Raw genomic sequence first — 18,882 nt, 5'->3', positions numbered from 1 at the left:
ATCATTGGACGGTATGCTTTCCCATCGATCAGACCACCGGAGAAATCGCGCCATGCAGGCACGCCATCTGTTGTCCGCCGCAGCGTTGAGCCTGGCCGTGGCCGCCTGCCAGCCGGCCCAGCAGGAACCTGCCAAGCCGCGGCCGCCGGTGATCCTGATCGAGGCCGACGCACCGCCGCGGCCGATGAAGCCGGTGCTGCCGCCGCTGTTCGATGACATCGAGCGGCGTACCTTCCAGTTCTTCTGGGATACCACCAACGAGATCAACGGCCTGACCCCGGACCGCTATCCGTCGCGACCGTTCGCCAGCATCGCCTCGGTCGGCTTCGCGCTGACCGCCTATCCGATCGGCATCGAGAACGGCTGGGTCAGCCGCAACCAGGCGATCGACCGCACCCTGACCACGCTGAAGTTCTTCCGCGACGTGCCGATGGGGCCGCAGCGCACCGGCAAGGCCGGCTACAAGGGCTTCTACTACCACTTCCTGGACATGCAGGAAGGGCGTCGCTACGACAGCTGGGTTGAACTGTCCTCGGTGGATACCGCGCTGTTGATGATGGGCGTGCTGTTCGCGCAGTCGTACTACGACGGTGACGATCCGCGCGAGAAGGAGATCCGCCAGATCGCCGACACGTTGTACAAGAAGGTCGACTGGCCGTGGCTGCAGCAGCGTGCGCCGCTGATCTCGATGGGCTGGTTCCCGGAGAGCGGCTTCATCGACCACGACTGGATGGGCTACAACGAGGCGATGATGGTCTACATCCTCGCCCTGGGGTCGCCGACGCACCCGGTCAGCCCGGATGCGTGGACGGTGTGGACGCGCACCTACGACAACGACTGGGGCGTCTACCAGGGCCAGGAATACCTGTCGTTCGGCCCGCTGTTCGGCCACCAGTACAGCCATGTCTGGATCGACTTCCGCGATATCCAGGACGCGTACATGCGCGAGCGCGGCAGCACCTACTTCCTCAACAGCCGCTCGGCTGCGCTGGCCCAGCGCGAGTACGCCATCGCCAACCCGATGCAGTGGAAGGACTATGGCGAGAACGTATGGGGCCTGACCGCCAGCGACGGCCCGCAGAACACCACCCAGGAGTACCGCGGCGAGCAGCGCCAGTTCCGCCACTACTCCTCGCGCGGCGCCGGCCTGCGCGAGAACTTCGATGACGGCACCATCGCCCCGACCGCCGCGATCGCCTCGGTGGTGTTCGCGCCCGAGCAGGTGATCCCGGCCACGCTGGAAATGCACAAGCGCTACGGCGACTACATCTATTCCAGCTACGGTTTCCTGGATTCGTTCAACCCCAGCTTCAACTACGACATCCCGATCAAGACCGGTCGCCTGGTGCCGGATCGCGGCTGGGTCGCCAGCGATTACATCGCCATCGACCAAGGCCCGATCCTGACCATGATCGCCAACTACCGCGATGACTTCGTCTGGGAAGTGATGAAGAAGAACCCGTACATCCGCAAGGGCCTGGAACGGGCCGGGTTCAGCGGTGGCTGGCTGGCACCGGAAGGTTCGTTCCAGCCGCTGGAACTGCAGAAAGACGAAAAGGCCGCGGCGGCACGCGCGGTGGGTATCGCCGAATCACGCGCGGCTGCCGCGCAGGAACAGAAGAACAATGCCAACCGCAATACAGGCCAGGGCAAGTAACCCGATGCCGAACTGGATCGACCGCCTGCGCCGCTGGGCGCTGCCTGCCCTGGCCGTGTTGGCCGTGGCCGGCTGCGCCCGTACCGAACCGGGCACCACCACCGTGCGCTTCTGGGCGATGGGACGCGAGGCGGAGGTGGTCAGCGAGCTGATCCATGAATTCGAGGCCGAGAATCCGGGCATCAAGGTGGATGTGCAGAACATTCCGTGGACCGCCGCGCACGAGAAGCTGCTGACCGCGTTCGCCGCGGACGGCCTGCCGGACGTGTGCCAGCTGGGCAACACCTGGGTGCCGGAGTTCGCCGAACTGGACGCGCTGACGCCGCTGCAGCCGTTCGTGCAGCGTTCGTCCGTGGTCGACCCGAAGGACTATTTCCAGGGCATCTGGGATACCAATGTGATCCACGGCGAACTGGTAGGCGTGCCGTGGTACGTCGACACCCGCCTGATCTACTACCGCAAGGACCTGCTGGCCAAGGCCGGCTACGACCACCCGCCGCGCACCTGGCAGGAGTGGGACGAGCAGATGGCGGCGATCAAGCGCATGCAGGGCCCGAACCGCTATGCGGTGCTGATGCCGATCAACGAGTTCGAGCAGCAGCTTTCGCTGGCACTGCAGCAGCCTGATCCGTTGCTGCGCGACGACGACACCCGCGGCAATTTCGCCAGCCCGGGCTTCCGTCGCACGCTGGCCTTCTACGCCAACATGTTCGAGCAGGGCTGGGCGCCGAAGATGTCCGAGACGCAGATCTCCAACGTCTGGGATGAGTTCTTCCGCGGCTTCAACGTGTTCTACATTTCCGGCCCGTGGAACATCCGCGAGTTCAAGAAGCTGCAGCCGAAGGAACTGGAAGGGCAGTGGGGTACGGCCGCGCTGCCGGGTCCGGACGGCCCGGGCGCCGGTATTGCCGGTGGTACCAGCCTGGTGATCTTCCGCAAATCGCAGCAGAAGGAGGCGTCGTGGAAGCTGATCGAGTTCCTGTCGCGACCCGAAATCCAGGCGCGCTTCCATTCGATCATCGGCGACCTGCCGCCGCGCCGCAGTACCTGGAACGCGCCGTCGCTGGCCAACGATCCGCTGGCCGCTGCGTTCCGTGACCAGCTGGAGCGGGTCAAACCGACGCCGAAGGTGCTTGAGTGGGAGCGCATCGTGCAGGAAATGCGCATCGTCACCGAGAAGGTGGTGCGTGGTGGCCTGGCGCAGGACAAGGCCGTGGAAGAGCTGGACCAGCGCGTGGACAAGGTGCTGGCCAAGCGTCGCTGGATGCATGAACAACAACGCCTGCAGCAGCGCGTGCCGTCGCCGCAATCGAGCAGTGCCGTGGCCGCCGGGAGCGCGCAATGAAACGTACCTCGCTTGCCGGCTGGGTTTTCGCCGGTCCCTCGCTGATCGTGCTGGGCATGTTCTTCGGCCTGCCGGTCGCCTCGGCGCTGGCGCTGAGCGTGACCGACTTCGACCTCTATGCCTTGGCAGACAGCAGCAACCTGCGCTTCGTCGGCCTCGGCAACTACATCGATCTGCTGCAGACGCCGATGTTCTGGAAGTCGCTGTGGAACACCACCTACTTCGTGTTGATCGGCGTGCCGTTGTCGATCGGCGTGTCGCTGGGCGCAGCGATGCTGCTGAATGCACCTGCCGCGCGTTTCAAGGCCTTGTTCCGCACCGCGCTGTTCGCGCCGGTGGTGACCACACTGGTGGCAGTGGCGGTGATCTGGCGCTACCTGTTCCATACCAGCTACGGCCTGGTGAACTACGGCCTGGGCCACCTGGGCATCAGCCCGATCGACTGGCTGGGTGATCCCAACTGGGCGATGCCGACCATCATGCTGTTCGCAGTGTGGAAGAACTTCGGCTACAACATGGTGATCTTCCTGGCCGGACTGCAGGCCATCCCGCATGACCTGTACGAGGCCGCCCGCATCGACGGTGCCTCGCGCTGGAAGCAGTTCCTGCACATCACCCTGCCGATGCTCGGCCCGGTGCTGCTGGTGGTCGGGGTGATCACCGTGTCCGGCTACTTCCAGCTGTTCGCCGAACCGTATGTGATGACCCGCGGCGACCCACTGCAGAGCACCGTCAGCGTGCTGTATTTCATGTTCGAGGAAGGCTTCAAGTGGTGGAACCTGGGACGCGCCTCCGCGGTGGCGTTCCTGCTGTTCCTGATCATCCTGGCGGTGACCACCGTGATGCTGCGTTTCGGCCGCAAGAGGCAGTTGGTATGAGTCGTGAAATCGGCCAGTCGCGCTGGTACCCGTGGTTGATCAATGGTGCGTTGCTGGTGCTGGCCCTGGTCAGCCTGGCACCGCTGCTGTGGATGCTCTCGGTTTCGTTCATGCCACAGGGCGAGGCGACCCATTTCCCGCCGCCGCTGCTGCCGTCCAGCATCACCACGCGCAACTACCATGAGTTGTTCGCGCGCACCGGCATGGGCGGCAACTTCGCCAACAGCCTGCTGGTGTCGGTCGGCATCACCCTGGGTTCGCTGCTGCTCAACACCATGGCCGGCTATGCCTTCGCCAAGCTGAACTTCGTCGGCCGCGAGCGCCTGTTCCAGGTGCTGATGGCGGCGCTGGTGATTCCGGCCCAGGTGGCGATGCTGCCGCTGTTCCTGCTGATGAAGCAGCTCGGTCTGGTCAACAGTTTCGGCGGCGTGATCGTGCCGGCGCTGGCCAGCGTGTTCGGCATCTTCCTGGTGCGCCAGTACGCGCGTTCCATTCCTGACGAACTGCTGGAAGCGGCCCGCATCGACGGGGCAGGGGAGCTGCGGATCTTCTTCCAGATCGTGCTGCCGATGCTCAAGCCGGTGCTGGTGACCCTGGCGATCTTCACCTTCATGGGCGCATGGAACGATTTCATGTGGCCGTTGATCGTGTTGACCGATCAGGAGCACTACACTTTGCCGGTGGCGCTGGCCACCCTCTCGCGCGAGCACATCATGGACGTGGAAATGATGATGGCTGGCGCGGTGGTCACCGTGGTCCCGGTGCTGGCGCTGTTCCTGGTGCTGCAGCGGTACTACATCCAAGGTCTGTTGCTGGGGAGCGTCAAGGGATGAAGCGAGCGATCGCCGTTGGACTGGGCCTGTTGTGGACTTCCCTGGCGATCGCCGCACCACCGGCGCTGCCGGCACCGAAGGTGCTGGACGACTTCGACGACATCGCAGCCTGGAAGCTGGTGCTGTCCGACCAGGTCAGCGGTTCGCTGCGGCCGGTCAGCGGCGCCGGTGGTGGCCGCGCGCTGTGCCTGGACTATGACTTCCACGATGTCTCCGGTTACGTCGGCATCCGCCGCGCGCTGAACATCGAATACCCGGTCAATTACCGTTTCGGTTTCCAGCTGCGCGGTGATTCACCGGGCAACGACCTGCAGTTCAAGCTGATCGATGCCAGCGGCGACAACGTCTGGTGGGTCAATCGTCCCGGCTACAGTTTCCCCAAGGCGTGGACGCCGGTCGAGTATCGCCGTCGCCAGATCGACAAGGCGTGGGGGCCGTCGCCCGAAAAGGAGATGGCACGCAGCGCCTCGGTCGAGTTCACGATCTACAGCAAGGTCGGCGGCCGCGGCACAGTGTGCTTCGACAAGCTGACCCTGCAGGGCCTGCCAGCCCAGGATGACTCGGCGCTGGTGCCGTCGGTTATCGCTGATACCGCCACCGCGCTGCAGGACCGCATGATCGACGGCAAGAGCGATACGTTCTGGATCAGCGGTGGCGTCAAGCAACAGACGATCAGCCTGGACCTGCACAAGAGCCGCGAGATCGGTGGTGCGGTGATCGACTGGCTGCCGAACCTGGAAGCCCGCCGCTACACCGTGCGCACCTCCGAGGATGGCCGCGACTGGCGCACCGTGCGCGAAGTCACCAGTGGTGCCGGTGGCCGCGACTGGCTGGCGCTGCCGGACACCGATGCGCGCTACGTGCGCTTCGATCTGCAGGACGGCCCGAACTGGCGCTACGGCATCCGCGACATCGCGCTCAAGCCGCTGGCCTTTGCTTCCACCCCGAACGCATTCCTGTCCTCGGTCGCCGCCGACCTGCCACGGGGCTCGCTGCCTCGTGCCTATGTGGGCGAGCAGCCGTACTGGACCCTGCTCGGCCTTGATGGTGGCCAGGAACAGGCATTGATCAGCGAGGATGGCGCACTGGAGCCGGCCAAGGGCAGCTTCAGCATCGAGCCGTTCATCCGCCTCGATGGCAAGCTGCTGGACTGGTCGAAGGTGGCCATCACCCAGTCGCTGCAGGATCACTACCTGCCGATCGCCAACGTCGACTGGGTGCATGAGAAGGTCGGCCTGGCAGTGACCAGCTTCGTGCAGGGTACGCCGGAGCGCGCGCAGCTGATCGGCCGCTACCGTCTTAGCAATCCGGACAAGGTCGCGCACGAGTACACCCTGGCGCTGGCGATCCGCCCGTGGCAGGTCAACCCGCCCACCCAGTTCCTCAACACCGTCGGTGGTTTCAGCCGCATCGATGCACTGGATGTGGGTGAGCAGCTGGTGCGGGTCAACGGTGAGCCGCGCATCTACCCGCTGCAGGTGCCGGACGCGCGCTTTGCCAGTACGTTCGACGGCAAGCTTGATGCGATGCATCTGGAAAGCGGCACGTACCCGGCGACCACAGCGGTGAAGGACAGCACCGGCATGGCGTCGGGTGCGCTGATGTACACGATCAAGCTGGAGCCCGGCCAGAGCCGTGAAGTGGCGGTGGTGCTGCCACAGACCGGTGCCTGGGCACCGCAGGCGCTGGACGTGGCCAAGGCGCAGGCGCAGGTGGCCGAGCAGTGGCGCAAGAAGCTGGGCGTGGTCTCGCTGCAGGTGCCGGCTGCGGGCCAGGCGCTGGTGGATACCCTGCGCACCGCGGTCGCGCACATGCTGATCTCGCGCGTCGGCCCACGCCTGCAGCCGGGCACGCGTTCGTATGCGCGCAGCTGGATCCGCGATGGCGCGATGATTTCCGAGGGCCTGCTGCGCATGGGCCGCAGTGATGCGGTGCGCGACTACATCAACTGGTATGCGCCGTATCAGTTCGAGAACGGCAAGGTGCCGTGCTGCGTCGATGCCCGCGGCAGCGACCCGGTGCCGGAGAACGACAGCCATGGCGAGTTGATCTACAGCATCGCCGAGTACGGGCGCTACACCGGCGACAGCACTTTCACCGAGCTGATGTGGCCGCATGTGCAGGGCGCCTACGGCTACATGGAGCAACTGCGCGCCAGCGAGCGCACCGAGGAGAACCGGGCACGCAACCCGGCCTTCTACGGCATGATGCCGGCCTCGATCAGCCACGAAGGCTATTCGGCCAAGCCGATGCACTCGTACTGGGACAACTTCTGGGCACTGCGCGGCTACAAGGACGCAGCCCTGCTGGCGACCCAGCTGGGCAAGGTCGAGGCGATGCAGATCGCCGAGTCGCGCGACCAGTTCCGGGATGATCTGCAGGCCTCGCTGCTGTCGGCGATGCAGCAGCACAACATCGACTACCTGCCGGGCTCGGCCGAGCTGGGTGACTTCGACGCGACGTCGACGACCATCGCGCTGGCCCCGGGCGGCGAACAGGGCAGGTTGCCGCAGCAGGCGCTGGAGGCGACCTTCGAACGCTACTGGAACGAGTTCGTTGCCCGTCGCGACGGCAAGCGCGAGTGGAAGGACTACACCCCGTACGAGTGGCGCAACGTGGCCGCGTTCGTGCGCCTGGGCTGGCGCGATCGCGCTTGGCAGGCCACCGAGTTCTTCTTCAAGGACCGCGCACCGCAGGCCTGGAACCAGTGGGCCGAAGTGGTTTCGCGCACGCCGCGCAGGCCGTTCTTCGTCGGTGACCTGCCGCATGCCTGGGTGGCCTCGGACTTCGTGCGCTCGGCTTTGGACATGTTCGCCTACAACCGCGACATGGACGAGTCACTGGTGCTGGCCGCCGGCGTACCGACCGCGTGGCTGCAGGGCGAGGGCATCGCCGTGCAAGGCCTGCGCACGCCGCAGGGCCAGCTCAACTACCGCCTGCAGCGCAGCGACAAACAGCTGGTGCTGGAGGTGCAGCCGGGCCTGGTGCCACCGGTGGGAGGCGTGGTGCTGCCGTGGCCATACGCCGGTGAACCGGGCGAGGCGAGTATCAACGGCGAAGCAGCCGAGTGGGTCAACAAGGAACTGCACGTGCACCAGCTGCCGGCGCGGGTTGAGATCGACGTGCCGAGCGCAGTGCGCCGCGCCGAACGCAAGGGGCAGTAACGATGAAGCAACAGGGGGCAAGGGTGCGCACGTCGGTGCGTGCCCTGGGGCTGGCAATTGCATTGGCAGTGCCGGGCGCGGTGATGGCGGCCGAGCCGGCTGCCGCGAACGCGGCGCCCGACGTTGCCAGCGCAGCGGGCATGAGCATGGTCACCTTCAACCTGCATCATGACCGCGAAGACTGGCCGAGCCGGCGCCGCACCATCCTGGCCGAGCTCAAGCGCCTGCAGCCGGATGCGGTTGCCCTGCAGGAGGTGATCCAGCGCCGCAACGTGCGAAACCAGGCGCAATGGCTGGCCAGCCAACTCGGCTACAAGTACGTGTTCGTGTCCACCGATCCGGTCGGGGCACCCAAGCGCTACGGCAATGCGCTGCTGACCCGGCGGCCGATCCTCGCCCGTGGTGATCATCTGCTGCTGCCGTTGGACGACTACCGCACCGTGGCTCACCTGCGCGTCGACGTCGACGGCACGCCGGTGAACGTCTACGCCACGCATCTGAACGAGCGCAGCGATGAGAGTGGGCAGCGCATCCGTCGCACCCAGGTCGAGGACCTGCTGCGCTTCATCACTACGACGTCGGCCGGTGCGCCGGTGGTGATCGCGGGCGACTTCAATGCGCTGGTGGATGCCGGCGACCTGAGCGAGCTGCGCAGCCACTACGGCGACAGCTACGGCAGCGTGCACGTCAACACCGACCTGTCCGGGGTCAGTACGCTCAACCGCCACTATTACCAGGCGCCGTCGCGGATCGACCACATCTTCTTCCAGCAGGACGAGATGGTCGCGCGCGAGGCGAAGCTGCTGTTCGACCAGCCCGATGACAGCGGACGCTGGGCCTCGGACCACTACGGCGTGTGGACCCGCCTGCAGTTCGCACCGAGGCCCTGACGGAGCAGGCTCCGGCAGGTGCCAACCTTGGTTGGCACGAACGTGTCCGCGTGCACTGAATCAACGGCGCCAACCAAGGTTGGCCTCTATCAAAGCAGTGACCGTGCGCGGGTTGTGCGCTGGTGGGTGCCAACCCTGGTTGGCACGGACGTGTCCGCGTTCGCTCAATCAACGGCGCCAACCAAGGTTGGCTTCTACCAAAGCGAAGCCAGCGCCAAACGCACACACAAAAACGGCGGGGATCATTGATCCCCGCCGTTTCGTTTTCACGCGATCAAGGAGCGATCAGTTCGCCGGCGGCGTGCGCTTGGCGGCCTCTTCGTCTTCTTCATCGGTCTTGGCTTCTGCGGCCTGGGCCGCAGCGTCGGCATGGCCATCGGCGACCGGGTCGATCGACGGCGCCACCACCGCTTCGGCGACCGGGGCAGCGGCCTCGATCGGCGCGGCTTCCACCGCGATCGGAGCGACCGGCTGTTCGGCGGCCACGACGGGCTCGACGACAGGCGTGGCTTCAACCGCCGCAGCGGCTTCAACGATCTCTGGCTTGGCTTCAACGACCGGCGCAGCCTCGACCGCCGCCGGCTTCGCTTCGATCACCGGAGCGGCTTCAACCACCGGGGCGGCTTCAACCGCGACCGGCTTTGCTTCGGTCACCGGCGCAATGGCTTCGATCACCGGCGCGGCAGCGGCTACCGGCTGGGCCGGGGTCGCGGCGTCGATGGCATCGAGCATGCTGGTCTGCACCGGCGAGGACACCGCTTCAGCCTTCGCAGCAGCTTCGACCGGGGCCTGCACTTCAGCCACGACCGGGGCGGCGGCTTCGACCACAGCGCTGCTCACCACGGCAACCGGTGCGGCGGCAACAGCGGCGGCAGCACGGACCGGCTTTGCGGCGGCGGCAGCGGCCGGTTCGGCTTCGTCATCGAAGTCGAACTCCGGCTGCGAACGGGCCGGCTGCGCAGCAGCGACCGGCGCAGTGCCGGCAGTGCTGTCGACGCTCGGCTCGGCGCCGTCGGCGTCATCACCGTCGTCACCATCATCCTGGTCATCGCCCAGGGCGTCGCTGCCGGCGGCGTTCTCGGCGCCACCGCGACGACGGCGACGGCCACCGCGACGGCCGCGACGACGGCGGGTCGCACCTTCGCCGGTCTGCTCGCCATTGGCGTCGGTTGCAGCCTCTTCACCGGCAACCGCAACCACCTCGGTCTCGCTGGCGGCGTTGGCAGTGGTGTCGACCGGTGCTGCGGCTTCGGCCGGAGCGGCGGCCACCGGCGCAACCGGTGCGGTCGCTTCCTGCGCGGTCACCGTATTGGCGGCGACCGCCGTGGCGGCCACGGCTGCAGCCGCGGTCACGGCTTCGGCCGGTGCTTCTGCGGCGTTGCGCTGCGGCTTCTCGGCCGGCTTGTCACCGTCCTGCTGCGGGCGCGGCTGCTTCGGCTGCTTCAGCTTCGGCTGCTGCGGGTTCTGGCCCTGCTGCTCGTTGCGCGGCTTGTTCTGCTGCTGCGGCTGCTGCTGGCCATCCTTCTGCTGCGGCTCCTTCTGCTTGCCCTGCTGCGGCTGCTGCTGGGCATTGCCGTTGTTACCGTTGCGGCCGTCCTTGCTGCGCTGCTCACCGCGCTCCTTGCGGTTGCCGCCGTCCTTCTGCTGCTGCGCGTTGCCGTTGCCGCCGTTGCCACGGTTGTCGTCGCGACGGTCCTTGCGGTCCTTGTTGCGATCCTTGTTGCGGTCCTTGCGGCCGCCGTCCTGCTGCTGGCGGGCGACCGGAGCCGCCGGTGCCGGTGCCGGCGCCGGTTCGCCACCGAACACGCGCTTGAGCCAACCGATCACGCCGCCGCTCGGGGCCGCTGCAACCGGCGCTGCCACGACCGGGGCCGGTGCCGCTGCGGCCGGCTCCACTTCCTCGCGCACCGGGGCGGGGGAGGTGTGCTTGACCTGGGTCACCGCCGGCGGCGGGATGTTCAGCTGACCCTTGGTCAGCGCGTGCACCGGCAGCTTGCGCGGGGTGCCGCGCTGGTAGCTGGGCTTGTTGCTCTCTTCACCCAGCTCGTTCTCACGCAGGCGGGTGACGGTGTAGTGCGGGGTGTGCAGCTGCTCGTCGGCGACGATCACGATCGGCGCCTCGTGGCGCTGCTCGATCTCACGCAGGGCGCTGCGCTTTTCGTTCAGCAGGTAATTGGCGATCTCCACCGGGGCCTGCACCAGCACCTGCCCGGTGTTCTCCTTCATCGCATGCTCTTCGGCGACGCGGATGATCGACAGCGACAGCGACTCGACGCTGCGCATGCGGCCGTGGCCGTCGCAACGCGGGCAGACGATCTGGCTCGACTCGCCCAGGCTCGGGCGCAGGCGCTGGCGGCTCATTTCCAGCAGGCCGAAGCGCGAGATGCGGCCGACCTGCACGCGCGCACGGTCGTACTTCAGCGCGTTAGCCAGGCGGTTCTCGACCTCACGCTGGTGCTTGTTGGAGGCCATGTCGATGAAATCGATCACCACCAGGCCGCCCAGGTCACGCAGGCGCAGCTGGCGGGCCACTTCCTCGGCCGCTTCCAGGTTGGTCTGGAAGGCGGTGTCCTCGATGTCGCTGCCCTTGGTGGCGCGCGAGGAGTTCACGTCGACGGCGGTCAGCGCTTCGGTCTGGTCGACCACGATCGAGCCGCCCGACGGCAGGCGCACGTTGCGCTCGTAGGCACCTTCGATCTGCGATTCGATCTGGAAGCGGTTGAACAGCGGGATGTCGTCCTTGTAATGCTTGAGCTTGCGCAGGGTCTGCGGCATCACCTGCTGCATGAACTCGCGGGCGTGCTCGTACATCTCCTCGGTGTCCACCAGGATCTCGCCGATGTCGGCGCGCAGGTAGTCACGCAGGGCGCGCACGATCAGGCGCGATTCCTGGTAGATCAGGAACGGGGCCGGCTTGCTCAATGCGGCTTCGGCGATGGCGCGCCAGACGTTGAGCAGGTAATCCAGATCCCACTGCAGCTCTTCCGCATCGCGGCCGACGCCGGCGGTACGGATGATCACGCCCATGTCGTCGGGGATGTTCAGCTTGTCCAGGGCGTCCTTCAGGGCGGCCCGGTCTTCGCCCTCGATGCGACGGGAGACACCGCCGGCGCTGGGCGAGTTCGGCATCAGCACCATGTAGCGGCCGGCCAGCGAGATGAACGTGGTCAGGGCGGCGCCCTTGTTGCCACGCTCTTCCTTGTCGACCTGGACAACGATCTCCTGGCCTTCCTTCAGCAGTTCGCGGATGCCGGCCTTGTTGTGGTCGACACCGGCCTGGAAGTAATCGCGGGAGATTTCCTTCAGCGGCAGGAAGCCATGGCGGCCGCCACCGTATTCAACGAAGGCCGCTTCCAGCGAGGGCTCGATGCGGAAGATCCGGCCCTTGTAGATGTTGGACTTCTTCTGTTCCTTCGACGGCTGCTCGATGTCGATGTCATACAACGACTGGCCATCCACGATGGCAACACGCAGCTCTTCAGCCTGCGTGGCGTTGATCAGCATTCGCTTCATTGTTGCGTTCCTCGCAAGCGGCTACCGCGCGGAACGCCATGGGGTTTCGCCTCTGGACACGGTTCGCCGCCCATTCGCGCAAGCGCGGGGAGGGCGGCTTGGGTTTCCAGCGCTACGACACCACGGCAGGCCGCGGGAGCGCTTCACTCTTATGGGTTTTGGGGTGTTACAGGCCGCAGGCAGCTGTCAGCCAGGCTGGAGCGCCACGCGGGACATGTTCAGCACGGTTGCGTGTCAGGCATCCGGCGATGGCCGGGAAGGCCGGTGAGCCGCTAACATGGCCGCCCCGCGGGCGGTGGTCGCGCACTGTGCCGGATTCGTCGGAAGCTGGGCTTCTGGCCCTGAGTAACTTCCAACGAAATCAATCCCTTATCTCGCCCCCCGAGTGTAACAGAATAAACAGCCTGATGACTGCCCAAGACCCCACCAAACCCGCTGGCGACAAGCCTTCCGTGCGCATGATCACCGTTCCCGCCGACCGTGCCGGCCAGCGCCTGGACAACTTCCTGCTCGGCCAGCTGAAGGGTGCCCCGCGCAGCCTGGTCTACAAGCTGGTGCGCAGCGGCCAGGTACGGGTGAATGGTGGCCGCGCCAAGGCCGAACGCAAGCTCGAGGCGGGTGATGAGGTGCGTGTGCCGCCGGTCCGTCTCACCGAAGAGGGAGACAAGGCCGGTCCGCCGGAGGCGTTCATGCGCCGCCTGGAGCAGGCCATCGTCTTCGAGGATGCCCGCCTGCTGGCCCTGAACAAGCCCACTGGCGTGGCCAGCCATGGCGGCAGCGGCATCAGTTTCGGTGCCATCGAGACCCTGCGCGCCCTGCGCCCGGGCCAGACCCTCGAGCTGGTCCACCGGTTGGATCGAGACACCTCGGGCCTGCTGATCGTGGCCAAGAAGCGCTCCGCGCTGAGCGAACTGCAGGCGCTGCTGCGTGAAGATCACGGCGCCGGCATCCGCAAGCGCTACCTGACCCTGCTGGCCGGACGCATGCCCGACGGCGTGATGACGGTCGATGCGCCGCTGCACGTGGGCTTGCGCCAGGGCGGCGAGCGCCATGTGCAGGTCAATGCGATCGGCAAGGAATCGATCAGCCACTTCCGTGTGCTGGAGCGTCGCGGTGGTCATTCCTACTGCGAAGTCCGCATCGAGACCGGCCGTACCCACCAGATCCGCGTGCATGCCCAGCATCTGGGGCATCCGGTGGCCGGAGACGACAAATACGGCGATCCTGCGGTCAACAAGCGGCTTCGTGAGCAGATCGGGCTGAAGCGTCTGTTCCTGCACGCGGCCTCGCTGGAGTTCGCGCTGGATGACGGCAAGAGCCCGTACGTGCTGAACGCACCGCTGGCCGATGAGCTGGTCGAGGCGCTGGACCGGCTGCGCTGACGGCGGTTCGGCGGCGCCGGGTGCTTGGTCGGCGCCGTCGCTTCCCTGCGATGAGTGGGCTTGTCACTTTCTTTGCTCGCGCAAAGAAGGTAACCAAAGAAACACGCCGCCATCCGCGAGCCGGCGCTGCGCGCCGGTGCCCTGCGCTCCTCGGTCCGCCGAGGGGCGGCGCGGAACTCGCTGCGCTCAGACACCCGCGCCTCTTCACCCTCGCCGGACCTGCGGTGCTCGGCTAGCTACAAGGCGGACCAGGCAGCCGCAGCGTAGACCCATACCCGCACGTAGCCTTTGTAGAGTCGAGCGACGCTCGACTCGCGCGCGCAGCGCGGGCTTCGCTTTCTTATTCTTTCATCGCGTGGCTGGCACGCACAGAAAAATGACGGGGCACGGGCGGGGGCGGCTTGCAGGGGTGTCCGCCGCATGGATGCGGCGGCCAAGCCTCCATGGATGGATTCACGGCGTCCCCTGCAAGCCGCCCCCGCCCGTGACCTCTCGATGCTGCGGGACGTACCAGCCGCGAGGGGGCTCAGCCCGTTGGCCGCAAACCCCTCACCACTTGAACAGCACCAGGCTGATCGCCAGCGTGCCCATGCCCGCCACCAGCCCGTAAACCGTCTCGTGGCCCTTGGCATAGCGCTTGGCCGCCGGCAGCAGCTCGTCCAGTGCCAGGAACACCATCACGCCGGCGATCAGCCCGAACACCCAGCCGAAGGTGGCGTGCGACAGCGACCCGGACAGCAGCCAGTAGCCCAGCGCCGCGCCTACCGGTTCGGCCAAGCCTGACAGCAGGCTGGCGCTGAATGCATACAGCTTGTTCTGGGTGGCGAAGTACACCGGCACTGCAATCGCAATGCCCTCGGGAATGTTGTGGATGGCGATGGCGAAGGCCAGCGGCATGCCGACCGACGGACTCTCCAGCGTGGCAAAGAAGGTTGCCAACCCTTCCGGGAAATTGTGCGCGGTGATCGCGATCGAGGTCAGCAGGGCAACCCGCTTCAGGTACTCGCGGCTGTTCTCGCGGAACGCCGGGTCCTGCTTGTCCAGGCTGTCATGCGGGTTGGGGATGAAGTGGTCGATCAGCACGATCACGATCACGCCCAGCAGGAAGGCCAGAGTGCCGTAGGTGAAGCCGGTGCGCTCGCCATAGGCCAGTGCGAACGAGGCAATGGACTTGTTGAGGATCTCCGACAGCGACACATAGACCATCGCACCGCCGGCGAAGGCCAGGCCGAAGGCCAGCAGGCGCGGGTTGGGGCGGCGCGAGAACAGCACCAGCAGGCTGCCGATGGCGGTGGCCAGGCCGGCCGCGAGGGTGACCGCCAGTGCGATCCAGACATTTTCGGGGGGAATCTGCAGCATGTACCGACGCGGTCCTGGTCAACAGACAACCGCCCCGGATGAACCCGGGGCGGGGAGGGCGAGGCGGGCGTCGGCTGGCCTCGTCGGGGCGCGCGCGATCAGCCGCCGCGGCGCAGGCGTTCTTCGATGGCGAAGCACTGGTCCGGCTTCGGCTGCGGCGGGTTGAAGCTCACCGGCACCTGGATCGTGGCCGGCACCGGCTGGCCGTTGCGGGTGGCGGCATTGAACTGCCAGCCCTGCACGGCGGTCCTGGCCAGCTCGTCCAGCTGAGGGTTGCCGGCGCCGGTCAGCAGCGCCACTTCGCTCGGCTTGCCATCGGTGCCGATGGTCACCTTGAAGGTGCTGGTGCCGCCCACACCCATGCAGGCCAGCTCAAGCGGGTACTGCGGCGGCGGTGTCTTCACCGCTGCGACTTCGGTGGGCGGCGGCGGTGGTGGTGCCGCTGGTTCGGACGCGCCACAGCCGGCCAGGCCGGTCGCAGCGATCAGGGACAGGCTCAGCAAACGTACGTTCATGGCAGTTGCTCCGTCAGGGCCGAAGTCTTCGCCGCACAGATGAAGTCGTTCTCGCTCAGGCCGCCCACATCGTGGGTGGAGAAGCGCACGACCGCGCGGTCGTAGTGCACGCCCAGGTCCGGATGGTGGTCCTCGCGATGGGCGATCCAGGCCAGCGCGTTCACGAAGGCCATGGTGGCGTAGTAATCCTTGAAGCGGAAGGTGCGCGACAGGGCCTGGCCGCTCTCGCTCAGCTCCCAGCCGGGAATCTGCGGCAGCAGTTCGGCCAGGCGGGCTTCGCCAAGCTTGTGGTCGCTGCCTTTGCGCGGCACGCAACGGGCCTGGGCCAGTGGAATCAGGTCGGCCATGGGAATCTCCACCTCGTGTTGACTGAACAATGCGCCGGACGGTGTATAAACCGAATGAGCGGTTGACGCTTACTTGGCTAGAATAGCCTGATGATCCAGATCTCCGACACTGCCCAGACCCATTTCCGCAAGCTGATCGAACGCGAGGGCGTGCCCGGCATGGGCGTGCGCTTGAGTGCGGTCGAGCCCGGCACCCCGCGCGCCGATGCCCGGCTGGAGTTCGCCGAACCGACCGACCTGCTCGGTGACGAGTGGGCGGTGGACTGCGATGGCTTCACCCTCTACGTCGATGCGAGCAGCGTCGGCTGGCTCGATGGCGCCGAGATCGACATCGTCGCCGGCACCGCCGGTACCCAGCAGTTGACCATCAAGGCGCCGCGCATCAAGGGCGAGGCCCCCGGCGATGCCGCTTCGCTGGTCGAGCGCGTGCACTGGGTGGTGGAAAACGAAGTCAATCCGCAGCTGGCCTCGCATGGCGGCAAGGTGGCCGTGCAGGAAGTCTCGTCCGACGGCGTGGTGCTGCTTCGCTTCGGTGGTGGCTGCCAGGGCTGTGGCATGGCCGACGTGACGCTCAAGCAGGGCATCGAGAAGACCCTGATGGGCCGCGTGCCGGGCGTGACCGCCGTGCGCGACGCGACCGACCATGACAGCGGCCACGCGCCGTATATCCCGCGCGGCAACGTCGCCTGACCGCTGACGCGTGCCTCTGACCCGGGCCGAGCAACTCATCGAACTGCTGCTGGCCCGCCAGCAGCCACGCGCCGTCCTCGAGAAGTCCACGCGCCTGCCCTATGGCTGGGCGCTGTGGCTGCGCTCGCTGGGCCCGCTGCCGCGGCCGTTCCACGCCCGCGAAGTGATTGCGGTATTGCTGCCGCGCCCGCTGCCTGGAGCGCCGGGCCAATCACCCCGGCTGTCGCCGTGGCAGGCGCTGCGCCGGTTGTTCTGGCAGGACTGGGACGCTGCGCCGCGCGATCAGCGCTGGATGCGCTGGACCTCGGCGTTGGCCAGCGCGCTGCTGCACCTGCTGTTCTTCATGCTGCTGCTGTGGGTTGCGGTGATCCGCACCACGGCACCGGAAGCAGAGGGCGCCGAAGGCGAGCGTGTGCAGGTGGAATTCGTCGGCCGCGCCTCCCAGGAGGGCGGAGGCGTTCAGCCGGGTGCCGAGGCGGCTGCGGCTGCACCGGCCGGCCAGGTTGCCGCCGGCCAGGCAGCAGGGGCCGCGACTGCACCTGAGCCGCGTCCTGCGGCCGCGTCGGCGCCTGCGCCTACACCGGCTCCAGCACCGGCAGCCAGCGTGCCGTCGCCGCCGGCCGAAGCCGAGCCGGCCCCGCTTGCGGCCCCGCCACCCTCGCCGGTGCAGGCCACCGAAGTGGCGCAGGCCAGCACGGATTTCGTGGTGCCGCCGGTCAGCGTGCCGCGCACCGAGGTCAGCATCGTGCCGCGTGACACCACACCCACGGTGCGCGAGCGCAGCGTGCAGCCGGTGCAGGCGCCGCCAACCCCAACCGCGATGCGTGCGCCGCAGATCGCGGTGCGGACGCCGCAGCTGCGTGACATCCCGGTGCAGGAGCGCGAAGTCAGTACGGTCGATGCACCGGCGGTGTCGCAGCCACTGCGCACGGCCGATGTGCAGGTGCGCGTGCCGCAGCGGGACGTACAGGTGCGCGAGCGTGAAGTGCAGGCGGTGGTCGATCCGCAGGTGCGGATGGCGACCGTCGCCGGTCGTGAACCGGCAGTGCATGCGCCGGCGGGTCGTGACGTACAGGTGCGCGAGCGCGAAGTAGCCTCGGCACCGGTGGCAGCCCCTTCGTCTTCGAGTGGCAATGCACCCGCGGCAGCGCCCGCGCCGGCGGCCAATGGCAGCGCGACGCAGGCGAGCAGCAGCGCCGCGCGGCCTGCTGCATCCAGCACGACCCCGGCCCAGGCCGGAGCGCGCCCGGCCCCCAATCCGGGCAACTGGGCCACACCCGCCAAGGGCGATGACTGGGGTGCATCGAGCCGCAACCAGGACGGCGCCGACAAGGGCGCCCGCCAGGCCAGTACCAGCGGCAAGGGCAGTGGCCTGTTCAATGCCGATGGCAGCGTCCGCGTGCCGGGCCAGGAAGGCGAGGGGCGTGCCGAGCGCGGTGCGCCAGGTGGGGCAAACGACGGCTGGAGCAAGGAACGCATCGCGCAATCGGGCACCTGGTTGAAGCGACCGCCGTACGACTACACGCCCACGTCGTTCGACAAGTACTGGGTGCCGCAGGAATCGCTGCTGGCCGAATGGGTGCGCAAGGGCGTCAAGGCGATGGAGATTCCATTGCCGGGTACCAGTACGAAGATCTCCTGCGTGATCTCGATCCTGCAGGCCGGTGGTGGCTGTGGCCTGACCAATCCGAACATGCAGGACCAGCCAGCGGTGGCACGACCGCCGCCGGACATCCCGTTCAAGAAAGAGCTGCAGGAAGACAACGGGAGCCGCTAACGGCTCCCGCTGTCCACGCATGTTTCCTTATCCCCGCGCCGTTGGCGCGCCCCCTTGAACAACAAGGGGGCTTTTCGATGGACCCATCGCGGGATGTGACGGCCATGCTGGCGCGCTTTGGTAGGTGCCAACCTTGGTTGGCACAGAAGCGCCGACCAAGGTCGGCATCTACCGGAGCACGTGTGCCGACCAGGGTCGGCATCTACCGGATGCACGTGCGCCGACCAAGGTCGGCATCTACCTGGGCGATGACCTCACGCGCTCTGCGACAGAAACACCCAGAACGGCACGTCTCCGCCAACCTGCTGGCCGGCTCGCGCTTTGGTAGGTGCCAACCTTGGTTGGCACAGAAGCGCCGACCAAGGTCGGCATCTACCGGAGCACGTGTGCCGACCAGGGTCGGCCTCTACCTGGGCGGTGACCTCACGCGCTCTGCGACAGAAACACCCAGAACGGCACGTCTCGGCCAACCTGCTGGCCGGCCCGCGCTTTGGTAGGTGCCAACCTTGGTTGGCACAGAAGCTCCGACCAA

General features: G+C 67.0%; 13 protein-coding genes. 9 read left to right on the top strand and 4 right to left on the bottom strand.

The window, feature by feature from the left end; genetic code table 11:
• The first annotated feature begins 52 nt into the window (after positions 1-52).
• From ACZLHH_RS15785 to ACZLHH_RS15760, 6 genes are read left to right on the top strand one after another with little or no spacing between them, the layout of a single operon-like run.
• Positions 53-1,657, top strand: coding sequence for a glucoamylase family protein (locus ACZLHH_RS15785; RefSeq protein WP_032129772.1), 1,605 nt, complete (start codon positions 53-55; stop codon positions 1,655-1,657).
• 4 nt (positions 1,658-1,661) lie between these two features.
• Entirely contained in the window at positions 1,662-3,002 is a 1,341-nt protein-coding gene (locus tag ACZLHH_RS15780) for a sugar ABC transporter substrate-binding protein (protein WP_032129771.1), read from the top strand.
• Positions 2,999-3,880: a carbohydrate ABC transporter permease gene (locus tag ACZLHH_RS15775; RefSeq protein ID WP_032129770.1), complete on the top strand. Its 882-nt coding sequence runs from the start codon at positions 2,999-3,001 to the stop codon at positions 3,878-3,880. Before ACZLHH_RS15780 ends, ACZLHH_RS15775 begins: the two co-directional genes overlap by 4 nt.
• A complete protein-coding gene (locus ACZLHH_RS15770; protein ID WP_006378064.1) occupies positions 3,877-4,713 on the top strand; it encodes a carbohydrate ABC transporter permease in 837 nt (278 codons plus the stop codon). The genes ACZLHH_RS15775 and ACZLHH_RS15770 overlap by 4 nt, the downstream gene beginning before the upstream one ends.
• Positions 4,710-7,877, top strand: coding sequence for a discoidin domain-containing protein (locus ACZLHH_RS15765; protein ID WP_180844497.1), 3,168 nt, complete (start codon positions 4,710-4,712; stop codon positions 7,875-7,877). Before ACZLHH_RS15770 ends, ACZLHH_RS15765 begins: the two co-directional genes overlap by 4 nt.
• A gap of 2 nt (positions 7,878-7,879) precedes the next feature.
• Positions 7,880-8,767 (top strand): endonuclease/exonuclease/phosphatase family protein, encoded by an 888-nt coding sequence (locus ACZLHH_RS15760; RefSeq protein WP_071229743.1) that lies wholly within the window; start codon positions 7,880-7,882, stop codon positions 8,765-8,767.
• 285 nt (positions 8,768-9,052) lie between these two features.
• Here ACZLHH_RS15760 and rne read toward each other — a convergent pair whose 3' ends face one another.
• Complete coding sequence (gene rne, locus ACZLHH_RS15755) at positions 9,053-12,280, bottom strand: ribonuclease E (protein WP_180844496.1); 3,228 nt, start codon at positions 12,278-12,280, stop codon at positions 9,053-9,055.
• Between the two features lie 407 nt (positions 12,281-12,687).
• Between rne and ACZLHH_RS15750 the strand changes: the two genes are divergently transcribed.
• Positions 12,688-13,662 (top strand): RluA family pseudouridine synthase, encoded by a 975-nt coding sequence (locus ACZLHH_RS15750; RefSeq protein WP_049401092.1) that lies wholly within the window; start codon positions 12,688-12,690, stop codon positions 13,660-13,662.
• A 549-nt stretch (positions 13,663-14,211) separates the two neighbouring features.
• Here the strand turns inward: ACZLHH_RS15750 and zupT are convergent.
• The 3 genes from zupT to ACZLHH_RS15735 form a co-directional block, all read right to left on the bottom strand.
• Positions 14,212-15,021 carry a zinc transporter ZupT gene (zupT, locus tag ACZLHH_RS15745; protein ID WP_049399991.1) on the bottom strand — a complete coding sequence of 270 codons (810 nt, stop codon included), beginning with the start codon at positions 15,019-15,021 and terminating at the stop codon, positions 14,212-14,214.
• A gap of 98 nt (positions 15,022-15,119) precedes the next feature.
• Positions 15,120-15,536, bottom strand: a complete 417-nt coding sequence (locus tag ACZLHH_RS15740) for an energy transducer TonB (RefSeq protein ID WP_032129663.1) — start codon at positions 15,534-15,536, stop codon at positions 15,120-15,122.
• Positions 15,533-15,883: a 4a-hydroxytetrahydrobiopterin dehydratase gene (locus ACZLHH_RS15735; protein ID WP_180844495.1), complete on the bottom strand. Its 351-nt coding sequence runs from the start codon at positions 15,881-15,883 to the stop codon at positions 15,533-15,535. Before ACZLHH_RS15735 ends, ACZLHH_RS15740 begins: the two co-directional genes overlap by 4 nt.
• 90 nt (positions 15,884-15,973) lie before the next feature.
• Between ACZLHH_RS15735 and ACZLHH_RS15730 the strand changes: the two genes are divergently transcribed.
• Entirely contained in the window at positions 15,974-16,573 is a 600-nt protein-coding gene (locus tag ACZLHH_RS15730; RefSeq protein WP_032129662.1) for an NfuA family Fe-S biogenesis protein, read from the top strand.
• A gap of 10 nt (positions 16,574-16,583) precedes the next feature.
• The gene (locus ACZLHH_RS15725; RefSeq protein WP_180844494.1) at positions 16,584-18,350 is read left to right on the top strand and encodes a hypothetical protein; all 1,767 of its coding nucleotides are present in this window, start codon (positions 16,584-16,586) and stop codon (positions 18,348-18,350) included.
• Positions 18,351-18,882: the final 532 nt, after the last annotated feature.

This window comes from Stenotrophomonas sp. 28608_Sma, assembly GCF_056486185.1.
The sequence above is the reverse complement of the archived record's forward strand: the minus strand, read 5'-3'. Positions and strand labels throughout refer to the sequence as shown.

What these genes read in the sequence shown, in the direction of transcription:
- ACZLHH_RS15785 (WP_032129772.1), top strand. Translation starts at nt 53, where the DNA reads ATGCAGGCACGCCATCTGTTGTCCGCCGCAGCGTTGAGCCTGGCCGTG.
- ACZLHH_RS15735 (WP_180844495.1), bottom strand. Translation starts at nt 15,883, where the DNA reads ATGGCCGACCTGATTCCACTGGCCCAGGCCCGTTGCGTGCCGCGCAAA.
- rne (WP_180844496.1), bottom strand. Translation starts at nt 12,280, where the DNA reads ATGAAGCGAATGCTGATCAACGCCACGCAGGCTGAAGAGCTGCGTGTT.
- ACZLHH_RS15775 (WP_032129770.1), top strand. Translation starts at nt 2,999, where the DNA reads ATGAAACGTACCTCGCTTGCCGGCTGGGTTTTCGCCGGTCCCTCGCTG.
- ACZLHH_RS15780 (WP_032129771.1), top strand. Translation starts at nt 1,662, where the DNA reads ATGCCGAACTGGATCGACCGCCTGCGCCGCTGGGCGCTGCCTGCCCTG.
- zupT (WP_049399991.1), bottom strand. Translation starts at nt 15,021, where the DNA reads ATGCTGCAGATTCCCCCCGAAAATGTCTGGATCGCACTGGCGGTCACC.
- ACZLHH_RS15760 (WP_071229743.1), top strand. Translation starts at nt 7,880, where the DNA reads ATGAAGCAACAGGGGGCAAGGGTGCGCACGTCGGTGCGTGCCCTGGGG.
- ACZLHH_RS15770 (WP_006378064.1), top strand. Translation starts at nt 3,877, where the DNA reads ATGAGTCGTGAAATCGGCCAGTCGCGCTGGTACCCGTGGTTGATCAAT.
- ACZLHH_RS15750 (WP_049401092.1), top strand. Translation starts at nt 12,688, where the DNA reads ATGACTGCCCAAGACCCCACCAAACCCGCTGGCGACAAGCCTTCCGTG.
- ACZLHH_RS15730 (WP_032129662.1), top strand. Translation starts at nt 15,974, where the DNA reads ATGATCCAGATCTCCGACACTGCCCAGACCCATTTCCGCAAGCTGATC.
- ACZLHH_RS15740 (WP_032129663.1), bottom strand. Translation starts at nt 15,536, where the DNA reads ATGAACGTACGTTTGCTGAGCCTGTCCCTGATCGCTGCGACCGGCCTG.
- ACZLHH_RS15765 (WP_180844497.1), top strand. Translation starts at nt 4,710, where the DNA reads ATGAAGCGAGCGATCGCCGTTGGACTGGGCCTGTTGTGGACTTCCCTG.